The sequence below is a fragment of the Mycobacterium sp. Panama NTM2 genome (genome assembly GCF_054355555.1).
This window is the reverse complement of sequence record NZ_CM135953.1, coordinates 5,123,030-5,138,865: the sequence shown is the minus strand read 5'-3', so window position 1 is coordinate 5,138,865 and position 15,836 is coordinate 5,123,030. Positions and strand designations below refer to the sequence as shown.

The 15,836-nt window shown below is 68.2% G+C and carries 10 protein-coding genes; 9 read left to right on the top strand and 1 reads right to left on the bottom strand.

Annotation, left to right across the window (positions count from 1 at the left end):
* Positions 1-170: 170 nt before the first annotated feature.
* From ACXYX3_RS24640 to ACXYX3_RS24600, 9 genes are all read left to right on the top strand, one after another.
* On the top strand, positions 171-1,202 hold the full coding sequence (locus ACXYX3_RS24640; RefSeq protein ID WP_241204821.1) for an esterase family protein: 1,032 nt from the start codon (positions 171-173) through the stop codon (positions 1,200-1,202).
* A 129-nt stretch (positions 1,203-1,331) separates the two neighbouring features.
* Positions 1,332-2,216: an esterase family protein gene (locus ACXYX3_RS24635; RefSeq protein ID WP_241204820.1), complete on the top strand. Its 885-nt coding sequence runs from the start codon at positions 1,332-1,334 to the stop codon at positions 2,214-2,216.
* 88 nt (positions 2,217-2,304) lie between these two features.
* Positions 2,305-2,745, top strand: a complete 441-nt coding sequence (locus ACXYX3_RS24630) for a DUF732 domain-containing protein (protein WP_458609382.1) — start codon at positions 2,305-2,307, stop codon at positions 2,743-2,745.
* 15 nt (positions 2,746-2,760) lie between these two features.
* A complete protein-coding gene (gene culp6, locus ACXYX3_RS24625) occupies positions 2,761-3,783 on the top strand; it encodes a carboxylesterase Culp6 (protein WP_458609381.1) in 1,023 nt (340 codons plus the stop codon).
* 162 nt (positions 3,784-3,945) lie between these two features.
* Entirely contained in the window at positions 3,946-5,835 is a 1,890-nt protein-coding gene (gene fadD32 / locus ACXYX3_RS24620; RefSeq protein WP_458609380.1) for a long-chain-fatty-acid--AMP ligase FadD32, read from the top strand.
* A gap of 67 nt (positions 5,836-5,902) precedes the next feature.
* A complete protein-coding gene (pks13, locus tag ACXYX3_RS24615) occupies positions 5,903-11,323 on the top strand; it encodes a polyketide synthase Pks13 (RefSeq protein ID WP_458609379.1) in 5,421 nt (1,806 codons plus the stop codon).
* Positions 11,320-12,873: an acyl-CoA carboxylase subunit beta gene (locus ACXYX3_RS24610; protein WP_241204815.1), complete on the top strand. Its 1,554-nt coding sequence runs from the start codon at positions 11,320-11,322 to the stop codon at positions 12,871-12,873. The genes pks13 and ACXYX3_RS24610 overlap by 4 nt, the downstream gene beginning before the upstream one ends.
* 26 nt (positions 12,874-12,899) lie before the next feature.
* Entirely contained in the window at positions 12,900-13,811 is a 912-nt protein-coding gene (locus tag ACXYX3_RS24605) for a DUF4331 family protein (RefSeq protein WP_458609378.1), read from the top strand.
* A gap of 10 nt (positions 13,812-13,821) precedes the next feature.
* Positions 13,822-15,141, top strand: a complete 1,320-nt coding sequence (locus ACXYX3_RS24600; RefSeq protein WP_241204813.1) for a serine/threonine-protein kinase — start codon at positions 13,822-13,824, stop codon at positions 15,139-15,141.
* Between the two features lies 1 nt (position 15,142).
* On the opposite strand, the gene ACXYX3_RS24595 is transcribed toward ACXYX3_RS24600, so the two are convergent.
* The gene (locus ACXYX3_RS24595; protein WP_458609377.1) at positions 15,143-15,790 is read right to left on the bottom strand and encodes a DUF998 domain-containing protein; all 648 of its coding nucleotides are present in this window, start codon (positions 15,788-15,790) and stop codon (positions 15,143-15,145) included.
* Between the last annotated feature and the right edge of the window lie 46 nt (positions 15,791-15,836).

The following is a 15,836-nucleotide window of genomic DNA, read 5'->3' as shown; positions in this document are numbered from 1 at the left end:
GAGGTACCCCGGCGACAGATATGCCGGACAGGTAACAGACGACGGGCCGCGAGCGCGTATCGCGGCGACAAGAGACGGCCACAAAGGTGTGGTTGACTACACGGGCACGAGGCCGGGTCGGGGACCGGCGGCTGGTTGCTGCTGTACGACGAGATGGGACACGAAAAAGCATGAAGTTCGGTGTAAGGCTGCGCGCCAACGCGCGACGGCTCACGATCGCGGCCCTGGTGGCAGCCGTGTTGCCCGCCGTGATCGGTGTGGTGGGCGGCTCCGCGACGGCGAGCGCGTTCTCGCGCCCGGGTCTGCCGGTGGAGTACCTGATGGTGCCCTCGGCCGGTATGGGTCGCGACATCAAGGTGCAGTTCCAGAGCGGCGGCCCCAATGCGCCCGGTCTCTACCTGCTCGACGGTCTGCGCGCGCAGGACGACTTCAACGGCTGGGACATCAACACCCAGGCGTTCGAGTGGTACCTCGACTCCGGCCTGGCGACGATCATGCCGGTCGGCGGCCAGTCCAGCTTCTACAGCGACTGGTACAAGCCGGCGTGCGGTAAGGCCGGTTGCCAGACCTACAAGTGGGAGACGTTCCTCACCCAGGAGCTGCCCGCGTACCTGGCCGCCAACAAGGGTGTGAACCCCAACCGCAACGCGGCCGTCGGCCTGTCGATGGCGGGTTCGGCCGCGCTGACGCTGGCGATCTACCACCCCAACCAGTTCCAGTACGCCGGGTCGCTGTCCGGCTTCCTGAACCTGTCCGAGGGCTGGTGGCCCGCGCTGGTCAACATCTCCATGGGTGACGCCGGCGGCTTCAAGGCCAACGACATGTGGGGCCCCACCGAGGACCCCAACAGCGCCTGGAAGCGCAACGACCCGATGGTCAACATCGGCAAGCTCGTCGCCAACAACACCCGCATCTGGATCTACTGCGGTAACGGCAAGCCGTCGGAGCTGGGCGGTAACAACCTGCCCGCCAAGTTCCTCGAGGGTCTGACGATCCGCACCAACCGGACCTTCCAGGAGGAGTACCTGAAGGCCGGCGGGACCAACGGCGTGTTCAACTTCCCGTCCTCCGGCGCCCACGACTGGGGCTACTGGGGCCAGCAGCTCCAGCAGATGAAGCCTGACGTCCAGCGGGTGCTCGGCGCTGTCCCGCAGCCGTCGGCTCCGCCCGCACCGGTCGAGGCTCCGGCCGACGGCGGCTAGTCCGCCTGCTGTTCGTCACTGACGGCGGTGTCCCTGCAGGGGCGCCGCCGTCAGTCGCTTTGCCCCCCGACCCGTCGGGGTGATGTGGTTCACTACGTTGCGGTCGGTGTGATTCGAGAGGTGGGGTTGATGCGTGGGCTGATCCGGACTTTGATGGCGGTCGTGCTGGCGGCTGCGGCAGGCTTCGCCGGCGGGGTGGGCACCGCTCACGCGCAGGGCGTCGAGATGCTGATGGTGCCCTCGGCAGCGATGGGCCGCGCGATCCCGGTCGCGTTCTCCGGCGGCGGTCCACACGCGGTCGTGCTGCTCGACGCCTTCAACGGCGCGCCCGACGTCAGCAACTGGGTGACGGCGGGCAATGCGATGAACACGCTGGCCGGCAAGGGCATCTCGGTGGTCGCCCCGGCCGGTGGTGCGTGGAGCATGTACACCAACTGGGAGCAGGACGGCAGCAAGCAGTGGGAGACCTTCCTCGCCGACGAGCTGCCCAACTGGCTGGCCGCCAACAAGGGGCTGGCGCCCGGCGGGCACGGCATCGTCGGCGCGGCCATGGGCGGCACCGGTGCGGTGACGATGGCGACCTTCCACCCCGACCGCTACCGCTTCGCGGGTTCGCTGTCAGGCTTCCTCACCCCGTCGAACACGACGATGAACGGTGCGATCACCGCGGGTCTGGCGCGGTTCGGCGGCGTCGACACCCGCAACATGTGGGGTCTGCCTCAGCTGGGCCGCTGGAAGTGGCACGACCCCGATGTCCATGTGCAGCTGCTGGCCGACAACAACACCCGTCTGTGGATCTTCAGCCCGTCGACCACGACCTGCACCGACGTGCCGGCGATGATCGGTTACTGCGACCAGGCCCAAGGCAGCAACCGGGCTTTCTACCAGCACTACCGCGCGGTCGGCGGCGGTAACGGCCACTTCGACTTCCCGGCGGCCGGCACCCACGACTGGGGAACGTGGAGCGCGCAGCTGGGTGCGATGAGCGGAGAACTCGTCACGACGATCCGGTAGGCGAGCGCTCCTCGAGAGCCCCGGTACGTTGGAATCCGTGCATCACAGGTCACGGTCCGCATCGGCGGGTGCAGGTGTCGCTGGGTGCTTGCTGGTCGCGACGTCGTTGTTGGCCGGTTGCAGCGCCCGCGACCAGGTGTTCGCCGGGCCGGCCTCGGAGACCCAGCCCTGGCCCGCGCACGGGGAGACGGGCGCGCAGCTGCCGGGTGGGGCCGATCAGGGAGGAGCCAGCAACGCGCTGGTGGTCACGCCGCGCCAGCGCGCCTACCTCGACGCCCTGCGATCCGCGGGGGTGATGCCGTCCAGCGATCTGGCGGCCCTGAGCATCGGCTCCTATGTGTGCCAGGCGCGTGCGGCCAGACAACCCGACCAGGCGGTGTGGGACTTCGTCGCACCGCTGGTACGCAACGACGCGAGCGAACCGGCGTCCGGCGGTGTCACGAGCTCGGGCGCCGCGCTTCCGTCGGCGAACCGGCTGCACGCCGAGACCGCCGACTACATTCGCATCGCCACCGACGAACTCTGCTAGGAGCTTGGACAACACATGGCCAAAACCAATCGGCGTAAACGCCACCGCCTGCTGGCGCTGTTCGCTGCCGGGGCGGTGGGCCTCGCGGTCGTGCTGATCGTCGCCGTCGTGATCGTGGTGCTGCGTCGGCCCGACGGTGGTTCGACGGCCATCCCGCCCACCGCGCTGCCGCCGACGGGCGCGCCGTCCGGCGCACCGGGCACGCCGAGCAAGCCGCGGCCGGCGTTCCAGGACGCCAGCTGCCCCGATGTGCAGCTCATCTCGATTCCCGGCACCTGGGAGTCTTCGCGGGCGCTGGACCCGTTCAACCCCGTGCAGTTCCCCGCGGCGCTGCTGCTGCGCGTCACGAACCCGATCCGCGCCGAGTTCGGTAACGACCGGGTCGAGGTGTTCACCGTTCCCTACACGGCGCAGTTCCACAATCCGCTGTCGGCCGATCAGCAGATGTCCTACAACGACAGCCGGGCCGAGGGCACCCGGGCCGCCGTGCAGGCGATGACCGACATGAACAACCGGTGCCCGTTGACCAGCTATGTGCTGATCGGGTTCTCCCAGGGCGCGGTGATCGCCGGGGACATCGCCAGCGACATCGGCAACGGCCGCGGTCCGGTGGACCAGGATCTGGTGCTGGGCGTGACGCTGGTCGCCGATGGCCGCCGCCAGGACGGCGTCGGGCAGGACATCGGGCCCAACCCGGACGGCCAGGGCGCGGAGATCACCCTGCACGAGGTGCCGACGCTGTCGGCGTTGGGTCTGACGATGACGGGTCCGCGGCCGGGCGGTTTCGGTGCGCTCAACGACCGCACCAACGAGATCTGCGCACGGGGGGATCTGATCTGCGCGGCGCCGTCGTCGGCGTTCAACATCACCCAGCTGCCCAAGACTCTGGAGGTGCTCAGCGGCGGCGCCGGTCAGCCGGTTCATGCGATGTACGCCACCACGCAGTTCTGGGCCCTGGACGGGCAGCCGGCCACCGAGTGGACGCTGAACTGGGCGCGGCAGCTGATCAATAACGCTCCGCAGCCGAAACATGGCTGACACGTGACCGGGAAGATTTGGCCGCGGTCAGGGCGTCGCCTAACATTAAGGGAAATCTAAGACCACAGTTTGAGACCACACGAACGGCGGCTCAGGGGCGGGGGGCCGTCACCCCGGTACGATTTCGGGGTTTGGGATTCATCCCATGTGATTGGAGTTGAGATGGCGTTCCACAACCCGTTCATCAAGGACGGACTTATCAAGTTCCCGGACAACGGGAGCCTGGTCAAGCACGTCGAGCGATGGGCGAAGGTGCGTGGAGACAAGCTCGCCTACCGGTTCGTCGACTTCTCGACCGAGCGTGACGGGGTCTATCGAGACCTGAACTGGGCGGACTTCGGTGCACGCAACCGTGCCGTCGGCGCACGACTGCAGCAGGTCACCCAGCCCGGCGACCGCGTGGCCATCTTGTGCCCGCAGAACCTGGAGTACCTGGTCGCGTTCTTCGGTGTGCTGTACTCGGGCCGCATCGCCGTGCCGCTGTTCGATCCGAACGAGCCCGGCCACGTCGGCCGGCTGCATGCCGTGCTCGATGACTGCCAGCCCTCGGCGATCCTGACGACGACGGCGGCCGCCGAGGGCGTTCGCAAATTCTTCCGCACCCGGCCGGCCAATCAGCGCCCCCGCGTCATCGCGGTCGACGCGGTGCCCAACGAGGTCGGCTCCACATGGGAGCCCATCGACGTCCAGCACGACACCATCGCCTATCTGCAGTACACGTCCGGGTCCACCCGCATCCCGACCGGTGTGCAGATCACCCATCTGAACCTCGCCACGAACGTGGTCCAGGTGATCGAGGCGCTCGACGGGCAAGAGGGCGACCGCGGCGTGTCGTGGCTGCCGTTCTTCCACGACATGGGCCTGATCACCGTGCTGCTGTCCCCGATGCTCGGGCACTACATCACGTTCATGACACCGGCCGCCTTCGTTCGTCGGCCGGGCCGGTGGATCCGCGAGATGGCCCGCCGCGAGGGTGACACCGGCGGCACCATCTCGGTGGCGCCGAACTTCGCGTTCGACCACGCCGCGGCGCGGGGCGTGCCCAAGGAGGGAGAAGAGCCCCTCGACATGTCGAACATCAAGTGCATCCTCAACGGCAGCGAGCCGATCTCGGCGGCCACGGTCAATCGTTTCAACGAGGCATTCGGCCCCTTCGGTTTCAAGCCGCAGGCCATCAAGCCGTCCTACGGTCTGGCCGAGGCCACGCTGTTCGTCTCGACCACACCCATGAACGCCGAGCCGCGGATCATCTACGTGGACCGCGACGAGCTCAACAACCACCGCTTCGTCGAGGTGCCCGAGGACTCGCCCAAGGCCGTCGCCCAGGCCGGTGCCGGCAAGATCGGTGTCGCGGAGTGGGCGGTCATCGTCGACGCCGACACCGCGAGTGAGCTGCCCGACGGCCAGATCGGCGAGGTGTGGATCAGCGGCCAGAACATGGGCACCGGATACTGGGGCAAGCCCGACGAGACCGCCGCGACATTCCAGAACATCCTCAAGTCGCGTACCGAACCGTCGCATGCCCAAGGCGCCACCGACGACGCGACCTGGGTGCGGACCGGTGACCTCGGCGCGTACCACGAGGGCGAGCTCTACATCACCGGCCGCACGAAGGATCTGGTGATCATCGACGGCCGCAACCATTACCCGCAGGACCTGGAGTACTCGGCGCAGGAGGCCACCAAGGCGTTGCGCACCGGATTCGTCGCCGCGTTCTCCGTGCCGGCCAACCAGCTGCCCGACGAAGTGTTCGCCGACGCGCATTCCGGCCTCAAGCGGGATCCGAGTGACACGTCCGAACAGCTGGTCATCGTCGGCGAGCGCGCACCGGGTGCGCACAAGCTCGACATGGCTCCCATCGCCGACGACATCCGTGCGGCGATCGCGGTGCGTCACGGTGTGACGGTGCGTGACGTGCTGCTGACTCCCGCCGGTGCCATCCCTCGTACGTCGAGCGGAAAGATCGGCCGCCGCGCCTGCCGCTCGGCCTACCTGGACGGCAGCCTGCGCAGCGGAAAGGTGGCCAACGCCTTCCCGGACGAGACGGACTGACGCCCAACTACATCAACGGCAACAGCGGCCCGAGGGGGCCGCTTGTCGATCGTGAGGTTATGTGAACATGGCTGATTCGCAAGACAATTCGCGCGTACCGGACATGACCGTGAACGACATGCGGGAATGGCTGCGCAACTGGATCGGCAATGCCACCGGGCAGTCCCCGGACTCCATCAACGAGTCGACGCCGATGGTCGAGCTGGGTCTGTCCTCGCGTGACGCGGTCGCCATGGCCAGCGACATCGAGGACCTCACCGGGGTCACGCTCACCGCGACGGTGGCGTTCCGCCATCCCACGATCGAATCGCTGGCGACGGTGATCATCGAGGGCGAGCCGGAAGAGGATCTCGCCGCACTCGATGCCGAGGACTGGTCGCGCGACGGAGACGAGGGTCGGCTCAACATCGCGATCGTCGGCGTCGGCACCCGGTTCCCGGGCGACATGAACACCCCGGACCAGACCTGGGAGGCGTTGCTCGAGGGTCGTGACGCGATCACCGACCTGCCCGAGGGGCGCTGGTCGGAGTTCCTGTCCGAGCCGCGCATCGCCGAGCGAGTGGCCAAGGCCCGCACCCGTGGCGGGTACCTCAAGGACATCAAGGGTTTCGACGCGGAGTTCTTCGCGCTGTCGAAGATGGAAGCCGACAACATCGATCCGCAGCAGCGGATGGCTCTCGAGCTGACGTGGGAAGCGCTGGAGCACGCCAGAATCCCGGCGTCGAGCCTGCGCGGCGGCAATGTCGGCGTGTTCATCGGCAGCTCGGTCAACGACTACATGTTCATGTCGGTCGCCGATCCGACCGTCGCTCATCCCTATGCCATCACCGGTAACTCGAGCGCGGTCATCGCGAACCGGGTCTCCTACTTCTACGACTTCCGCGGCCCGTCGATGGCCATCGACACGGCGTGCTCGTCGGCGCTGGTCGCCGTGCACGAGGGGATGAAGGCGCTGCGCGCCGGGGACGCCGACGTCGTCATCGCCGGCGGCGTCAACGCGCTGATCACCCCGCTGGTCACGCTCGGCTTCGACGAGGTCGGCGGCGTGCTGGCCTCCGATGGCCGGATCAAATCGTTCTCCTCCGACGCCGACGGCTACGCCCGCTCGGAGGGCGGCGGCATGATCGTGCTCAAACGCCTCGAGGACGCCCGCCGCGACAGGGACGACATCCTCGCGGTTATCGCGGGTGGCGCGGTCAACCACGACGGCCGCTCCAACGGCATGCTCGCGCCGAACCCCGACGCCCAGGAAGCCGTGCTGCGCAAGGCCTACAAGGACGCGGGCATCGACCCGCGCTCCGTCGACTACGTCGAAGCGCACGGCACCGGCACCATCCTCGGCGACCCGATCGAGGCCGACGCGCTGGGCCGGGTGATCGGCCGCGGCCGCGCTGCCGACAAGCCGGCTCTGCTGGGTGCGGTCAAATCCAATGTGGGCCACCTGGAGTCGGCGGCCGGCGCGGCGAGCCTGGCCAAGGTCGCGCTGGCGCTGCGCAACAACAAGATCCCGCCGTCGATCAACTACGCCGGACCCAACCCCTACATCGACTTCGACGCCGAACACCTGAAGGTGGCCGACACGGTGACCGACTGGCCGCGCTACAGCGGCAAGGCCATCGCCGGTGTGTCCGGGTTCGGCTTCGGCGGCGCCAACGCCCACCTGGTGGTGCGCGAGGTGCTCGCCAGTGATCTCGTCGAGCCCGCTCCCGAACCCGACGTCGCGATCGTGACGCCCGCCAATGACGACGCCAAGGCCGTGTACGTGGGCGGCGTGCGGATGGACGAGTACGGCGAGTTTCTCGACGATGAGCCGCTTGCGCGAAGAGAATCAGGCTTCGACGAGGACGACGTGCTGGACACCCCCGCGGCGGCCGCCGAGGGCGAGTACGAGCTGCCGGGCCTGACCGACCGGGCCGAGGAGCTGCTGGAGGCCGCACGTGAGCAACTCGCAGCCGCGGAGGCGCCGAATCCGATTGTGCCCCTGGCGGTGTCGGGATTCCTGACCTCGCGGAAGAAGGCTGCCGCCGCCGAGCTGGCCGACTGGATCGACAGCCCCGAGGGGCGTGAGTCGTCGCTGGAGTCGATCGGGCGCTCGCTGTCGCGGCGCAACCACGGCCGGTCGCGCGCCGTGGTGCTGGCCCACGATCACGACGAGGCGATCAAGGGCCTGCGCGCCATCGCCGACGGCAAGCCCACCCCGCTCGTCATCAGCGCCGACGGTCCGGTGACCAACGGACCGGTGTGGGTGCTCGCCGGATTCGGCGCGCAGCACCGCAAGATGGGCAAGAGCCTCTACCTGCGAGACGAGACGTTCGCCGAGTGGATCAACAAGGTGGACAGCCTCATTCAGGACGAGCGCGGGTTCTCCGTCCTCGAGCTCATCCTCGACGACGCGATCGACTACACCGACGAGACCACCGAGCTGCCGATCGAGAAGGTGCAGCTGGTGATCTTCGCGATCCAGATCGCGCTCGGCGAGCTACTCAAGTCCCACGGCGCGAAACCCGGTGCGCTGGTGGGGCAGTCGCTCGGCGAGGCGGCGGCGGCCTACTTCTCCGGCGGCCTCTCGCTGGAGGACGCGACCCGGACCATCTGCTCGCGCAGCCACCTGATGGGTGAGGGCGAGGCGATGCTGTTCGGCGAGTACATCCGGTTGATGGCGCTGGTCGAGTACTCGGCCGACGAGATCGAGACCGTGTTTTCCGACTTCAAGAACCTCGAGGTGTGCGTGTACGCCGCGCCGACGCAGACGGTGATCGGCGGCCCGCCCGACGAGGTGGACGCGATCATCGCTCGCGCAGAATCGGAGGGCAAGTTCGCCCGCAAGTTCCAGACCAAGGGCGCCAGCCACACGTCGCAGATGGATCCGCTGCTCGGCGAACTGGCCGCGGAACTGCAAGGCATCGAGGCACATCCGCTGCAGGTCGCCTACTACTCGACCGTGCACGAGGGCAATCTGATTCGCGCGGGCGCGGAGCCGATCCACGATGTGGACTACTGGAAGAAGGGGCTGCGGCACAGCGTCTACTTCACCCACGGCATCCGCAACGCCGTCGACAACGGGCACACCACGTTCCTCGAGTTGGCGCCCAACCCGGTGGCGCTCATGCAGGCGGGGCTCACCACCGCGGACGCGGGATTGCATGACGCGCAGTTGATCCCGACGCTGGCGCGCAAGCAGGACGAGGTCGACTCGATGACCACGGCCATGGCGCACCTGTTCGTGCACGGCCACGACCTCGACTTCCGCACCCTGTTCCCGCGGACGTCGCGCGGGCTGGCCGGGTCGATGGACTTCGCGAACATTCCGCCCACCCGGTTCAAGCGCAAGCCGCACTGGCTGGATGCGCACTTCACCGGCGACAGCTCGTCGGTGATGCCGGGCAGCCATGTCGCGACGCCGGACGGCCGGCACGTGTGGGAGTTCTCGCCCCGCGGCGAAGCGGATCTGGCGGCGCTGGTGAAAAGCGCTGCGGCGATGGTCCTTCCGGACGCGAAACTGGTCGCCTCCGAGCAGCGCGCGGTGCCCGCCGAGGGCTCTCGCTTGGTCACCACGTTGAGCCGCCATCCGGGCGGGGCGAGTGTGCAGGTGCATGCGCGGATCGATGAATCGTTCACGCTGGTCTACGACGCGATCGTCAGCCGTAACGGTGCGCAGACCGCGCTACCGACCGCGGTCGGAGCCGGCACCATCGCCGAGAGCACCGTGGTCGCGGCGCCAGAGCCGGAGCCGGCGGAAGAAGCCGCCATTCTCCAGGACAACCTGACCGCGGGCGCCGGTCTGGCCGCGAATTTCGCCAAGTGGTCCCCGGATTCGGGCGAGACCATCGGTCAGCGGCTCGGCACGATCGTGGGCTCTGCCATGGGCTACGAGCCCGAGGATCTGCCGTGGGAGGTGCCGCTGATCGAGCTGGGGCTGGATTCGCTGATGGCGGTGCGCATCAAGAACCGCGTCGAGTACGACTTCGACCTGCCGCCGATCCAGCTGACCGCGGTGCGCGACGCCAACCTGTATGCGGTGGAGAAGCTGATCGCCTACGCGATCGAGCACCGTGATGAGGTCGACCAGCTCGCCGAGGCCCAGAAGGGCAAGACGGCCGAGGAGATCGCTGCCGAGCAGGCCGAGATGATGGGCGGCGCGAGCACTGTCGCGGAGCTCGAGGCCAGGCTCGCCGAGGCGGGCCACCCGATCGCCGCGCCCGCCGAGCAGTCCCCGGCAGAGCAGATCGCGACCGACAGCGTCGAGGCCCAGCAGGACCTGACGATCCCGGCCCCGCCGACGGATCCGAGCGGCCCGGGTATCCCGCCGCCGCCGACGAACCCAGCCGGTCCGACCGCAGGTGCCGACAAGCCCAGCGCCGCGAGCCTGGCCGCGAAGGTGCTGACGCAGGAGGCGGTCACCGAGGCGCTCGGCGCCGACGTGCCGCCGCGCGACGCCGCCGAACGCGTCACGTTCGCCACATGGGCGATCGTCACCGGCAAGTCGCCCGGCGGCATCTTCAACGAGCTGCCCTCGATCGACGACGCCACCGCGCAGAAGCTGGCCGAGCGGCTCTCCGAGCGCGCCGACGGTGAGGTGACCGCCGAACAGGTCAAGTCCGCAGGCACTATCCAGGACCTGTCCACCGTCGTGCGCGATCTGATGGACGCCGGCGAGGTCGACGGGTTCGTCCGCACGATCCGGGCCAGGCCCGAGGGGTCGACGCGCATCCCGGTGTTCGTCTTCCACCCGGCCGGCGGGTCGACCGTGGTCTACGAACCGCTGCTCAAGCGGTTGCCGCCGGACACCCCGATGTACGGATTCGAGCGGGTCGAGGGCTCGGTCGAGGAGCGGGCCGCCGAGTACCTGCCGAAGTTGCGGGAGATCCAGGGCGACGGCCCCTACATCCTGGTCGGTTGGTCGCTCGGTGGGGCACTGGCCTACGCCTGCGCGATCGGGCTCAAGCGCGAGGGCGCCGATGTGCGGTTCGTCGGGCTGATCGACATGGTGCGTCCGGGCGAGGAGATTCCGCAGACCAAAGAGGAGACCCGCGCGCGGTGGGATCGCTACGCCCTGTTCGCGCAGCGCACCTTCAACGTCGAGATCCCCGAGATCCCGTACGAGGACCTCGAGGCGCTCGACGACGAGGGACAGGTTCGCTACGTCCTCGATGCCGTGCAACAGGCCGGGGTGGAGATCCCGGGCGGCATCATCGAGCACCAGCGGACGTCGTACCTGGACAACCGGCTCCTCGAGACCGCGGAGATCCAGCCCTACGACGGTCACGTCACGCTGTACATGGCCGACCGCTACCACGACGACGCGATCTTCTTCGAGCCGCGCTACGCCGTCCGTCAGCCCGACGGCGGCTGGGGCGAATTCGTGGAGGACCTCGAGATCGTGCCGGTCGGGGGCGAGCACATCCAGGTCATCGACGAGCCGTACATTTCCAAGGTCGGGGCACACCTGAGTGAAGCGATCACCGTGATCGAGAGCGAGAGCAAGTGACCACGAAAACGACGGCGGAATTGCTGACCGAGCTCCGAGAGAAGCTGGAGCTGGCCAAGGAGCCGGGCGGCGAGAAAGCCGTCGCCAAGCGCGCGAAGAAGGGCATCCCCTCAGCCCGGGACCGCATCTACGAGCTGCTCGACCCGGGCAGCTTCCTCGAGATCGGGGCACTGGCCAAGACTCCGGGTGACCCGGAAGCGCTCTACGGCGACGGCGTGGTCACCGGACACGGCACCATCAACGGCCGTCCGGTGGGTGTGTTCAGCCATGACCAGACCGTCTTCCAGGGCTCGGTCGGTGAGATGTTCGGCCGCAAGGTCGCGCGCCTGATGGAGTGGGTCGCGATGGTCGGCTGCCCGATCATCGGCATCAACGACTCGGCGGGCGCGCGCATCCAGGACGCGGTGACGTCGCTGGCCTGGTACGCCGAGTTGGGCCGCCGCCACGAGATGCTGCGTGGACTGGTGCCCGAGATCTCGCTGATCTTCGGCAAGTGCGCCGGCGGCGCGGTGTACTCGCCGATCCAGACGGATTTGATCGTCGCGGTGCGCGACCAGGGGTACATGTTCATCACCGGTCCCGACGTCATCAAGGACGTCACCGGTGAGGACGTCACGTTCGACGAACTCGGCGGCGCCGATGTGCAGGCGCAGCGCGGCAACATCCACAAGGTCGTCGAATCGGAGGCTGCCGCCTACCAGTACGTGCGGGACTATCTGAGCTTCCTTCCCGCCAACCACTTCGACGACGCACCGATCATCAACCCCGGGCTGGAACCGGAGATCACCCCGCACGACCTCGAGCTGGACACGATCGTGCCGGACTCCGACAACCAGGCCTACGACATGATGGAGATCCTGCTGCGGATCTTCGACGACGGCGACGTGTTCGAGGTCTCCGATCAGCGCGGCCGCGCGATGATCACCGCGTTCGCCCGGGTCGACGGCCGGCCGGTCGGTGTCATCGCCAACCAGCCCATGGTGCTCTCCGGTGCGGTCGACAGCGAGGCGTCCGACAAGGCATCGAGCTTCATCCGGTTCTGCGATTCGTTCAACCTGCCATTGGTGTTCGTCGTCGACACCCCGGGCGCCATGCCCGGCGTCGAGGAGGAGAAGAACGGCATCATCAAGCGCGGCGGCCGGTTCTTCAACGCGATCGTCGAGGCCGACGTCCCGAAGGTGACGATCGTCGTCCGTAAGGCGTACGGCGGCGGTTACGCGGTGATGGGCTCCAAGCAGCTCTCCGCGGATCTGAACTTCGCGTGGCCGACGGCCCGTATCGCGGTGATCGGCGCCGAGGGTGCGGCGCAGCTGTTGGTGAAGCGGTTCCCTGATCCGACCGCGCCCGAGGTGCAGAAGATCCGCAAGGACTTCATCGAGGGCTACAACCTCAACATGGCCACCCCGTGGATCGCGGCCGAGCGCGGCTACATCGACGGCGTCATCGAACCGCACGAGACGCGGCTGCTGCTGCGCAAGTCGCTCAAGCTGCTGCGCGACAAGCAACCGTTCCCGAAGGTGCTGCGCAAACACGGCCTGACGCCCATCTAGAACTGTGGTGCGGTTGGATAGAGCTCGTGTCGACTGACTTCACCGGGCTGCGTCGGGGTGCGCCGCTGGGCGATCCACGTTTGGACCTGTGCGATCTGTACGTGTTCCCGTCCCCCAGGGACCCGGGCCGCACGGCGCTGATCCTGACTGCGAACCCGAACGCGGATGCGATGCATCCCGACGCGGTGTACCGCATCGCGATCGACAACGACGGGGATCTGCGCAACGACATCGCGTTCAACTTCGTCTTCTCCGAGCCTTTCGGGGAGCCGTCTTCGCCTCGCCAGAAAGTCGATGTCCGCTTGGCTCTGCAAGCCGAGGCGCGCGTCGATGCCGCAGTCGGGTCGGAGATCTTCGGCGGGCTGGACGTGTCGTTCGACGACGAGCCGCATCTGTGGCGGTCGCGGTCGGGCTCGTTCTCGTTCTTCGCCGGCGCGCGCAGCGACGCGGCGTTCGCGGGCTCGAAGGTCATCGCGATGGCTGTGGAGTTGCCGACGGCCTACCTCGGTGCCGCGCCGGACGTGCGGATCTGGGCGCGCTGCAGCGTCAACACCGACGGCCGGTGGGTACACGCGGACCGGGCCGCGCACCCGTGGGTCAGCGGGTTCTTCCCCGATGACGAGCAACTCGCCGAGTTCAACGCCGGCGAGCCGAACCGCGACCAGGGCCGCTGGATGGGGCATCTCATCGAGCTGATGGGCGAGACGGGCGGTTACACCCGGTCGGAGGCCATCGACGCGATCACCGCGGAAGGCACGCTGCCCGATGTGCTGACGTACAACCCGAGCAAGCCCGCCGGATACCCGAACGGCCGCACGCTGCGCGACGATGTCGCCGACTACCGGTCGAAGTTCCTGACCAACGGCCGGACCGCTCTCACCGACTTCGCGCCGGGCGGGGACTTCCTGCCCGACTTCCCCTACCTCAACGCGCCGTAGGGGTTTCGCGATGCCGCTGACCGACGGGGACGTGATCGCGGGCTACACGGTCATGCGGCTGCTGGGCTCGGGGGGCATGGGTGAGGTGTATCTGGCCCGGCACCCGCGGTTGCCTCGTAACGACGCCGTGAAGGTGCTCTCGGCCTCGGTGTGTGCCGACACCGAGTACCGGGAGCGCTTCAACCGGGAAGCCGACATCGCGGCCACACTATGGCACCCGCACATCGTGTCGGTGCACGACAGGGGCGACTTCGACGGCCGGTTGTGGTTGTCGATGGATCACGTCGAGGGCACCGACGCCGCGCAGCTGCTCGCCGAGCGGTATCCCGATGGCATGCCGCCGGAGCTGGTGGTCCGCATCGTGACCGCGGTGGGGGAGGCGCTGGATTACGCGCATGCGCGCGGTCTGCTGCACCGCGACGTCAAACCGGCCAACATCCTGATCGCCGACCCCGGCACCGATGATGAGCGAATCCTGTTGGCGGACTTCGGCATTGCGCGCAGGGTCGGCGAGGTCAGCGCGTTGACGGGCACGGACATGACGGTCGGCACCGTGGCCTACTCGGCACCGGAGCAGCTCACCGCCGACAAGGACATCGACGGTCGGGCCGATCAGTATGCACTCGCGGCGACGGCCTACCAGTTGCTGACGGGGTCGCCGCCGTTCCAACATTCGAACCCGGCGATCGTGATCAGTTCACATCTGTCGGCGCGGCCGCCGTCGATCGCGCAGGCGCGGCCCGATCTGTCGGGGTTGGGCGGTGCCCTGGAGAAGGCGCTGGCCAAGTCGCCTGCCGACCGGTTCGAACGCTGCATCGACTTCGCGAGGGCGCTGGCCAACCGGACCGGGTTGGTGGCACCGACGCACGGCGTGGACCCGCAGGCGACGATGCCGGCGCAGTCCGCCGCGGCCGGGCCGCGCCATGCGAAACCGGATCGGGCTGCTGCTCGCTCGCGAGGACGCACCCTCGCGGTGGTGGCGCTGGTGCTGTCGCTGCTGGCGGTCGTCGCGACGCTGTTCGTGGTGCTGCACGACGAGCCGGCGAAGACGGACACCGTCGCGGTGCCCGTGGTGGTGATCGGCGCGGACTGTGGGACGCTGGGCGCGGCCGGGATCACCGAACAGAAGGCGCAGGCCTACTGCGCGAAGGTGACCGGGTCGGATCAGCAATTGTGGTCGCTGTATTCGTCCGATATCGCCAAGCCGACCGGCACCGGGGACGTCCCGGTTCAGGTGTGCGTGCAGCAGACCGATCGGTCGCAGGACGAATGTCAGGGCGACATCGCGCGGGAGAACGCCGATCCCAGCGCCAACGACAACACCAACTAGGTCAGACGCTGCGGTACAGCCGGATCGACACCGCGCAGAGCCAGGCCCAGCTCAGCACGACGGCGACGGTGAAGGCGAGCAGCGCCGCGGTGCCGCCCTGCCCGGAGGACAGCCACACGAAGCTCGCCGCGAACACGAGCCCGACGATCCGCGACGGCCAGCCGCCGAACACGAAGCACGCCGCGACCAGACACGCGAAACCCACACCGGCCACGGCGAAGTGGGTGATGCCGTGCCACGTCATCACGCCGGGGCCGGCGGGCGTGCCGGGCGGGAATCCGTCGGAAGGATCCGCGCGGAACAGGCCCGCGAGCATCAGCGCCAGCCCGTAGCCGCAGAGAAGTCCTGCCGTCCACATCGCACGCCTGCCCCGCCCCAGCGCTCGGCCGACCCCGACGCCTGCGGCGATCGTCATCGCGCCACACACTGCGAAGGTGGCGATCTGAATCCATCCGAGGTCGCCGTTGGCGAGCTGGCTCGCAGCGTGGCGGGTCGGGTCGAATCCGTCGCGGGTGACGGCTTGCACCGCGACCGACAGCACGTACAGGGGGCCTGCGATCACGCCATAGCCGAGAAGCGATTTGGTGATGCGATCTGCGAGCGGCGGGCAATCGGTCGTGGTCAACACGCCTCCCGGGTCAGCGTTCATGCCAGAATGGAACTAGACCGTACAGTACCCGAAACTGGACTGTCCA

Coding starts and splice junctions, on each gene's coding strand:
- ACXYX3_RS24600 (WP_241204813.1), top strand. CDS start 13,822: ATGCCGCTGACCGACGGGGACGTGATCGCGGGCTACACGGTCATGCGG.
- ACXYX3_RS24595 (WP_458609377.1), bottom strand. CDS start 15,790: ATGAACGCTGACCCGGGAGGCGTGTTGACCACGACCGATTGCCCGCCG.
- culp6 (WP_458609381.1), top strand. CDS start 2,761: ATGGCCAAAACCAATCGGCGTAAACGCCACCGCCTGCTGGCGCTGTTC.
- pks13 (WP_458609379.1), top strand. CDS start 5,903: ATGGCTGATTCGCAAGACAATTCGCGCGTACCGGACATGACCGTGAAC.
- fadD32 (WP_458609380.1), top strand. CDS start 3,946: ATGGCGTTCCACAACCCGTTCATCAAGGACGGACTTATCAAGTTCCCG.
- ACXYX3_RS24640 (WP_241204821.1), top strand. CDS start 171: ATGAAGTTCGGTGTAAGGCTGCGCGCCAACGCGCGACGGCTCACGATC.
- ACXYX3_RS24635 (WP_241204820.1), top strand. CDS start 1,332: ATGCGTGGGCTGATCCGGACTTTGATGGCGGTCGTGCTGGCGGCTGCG.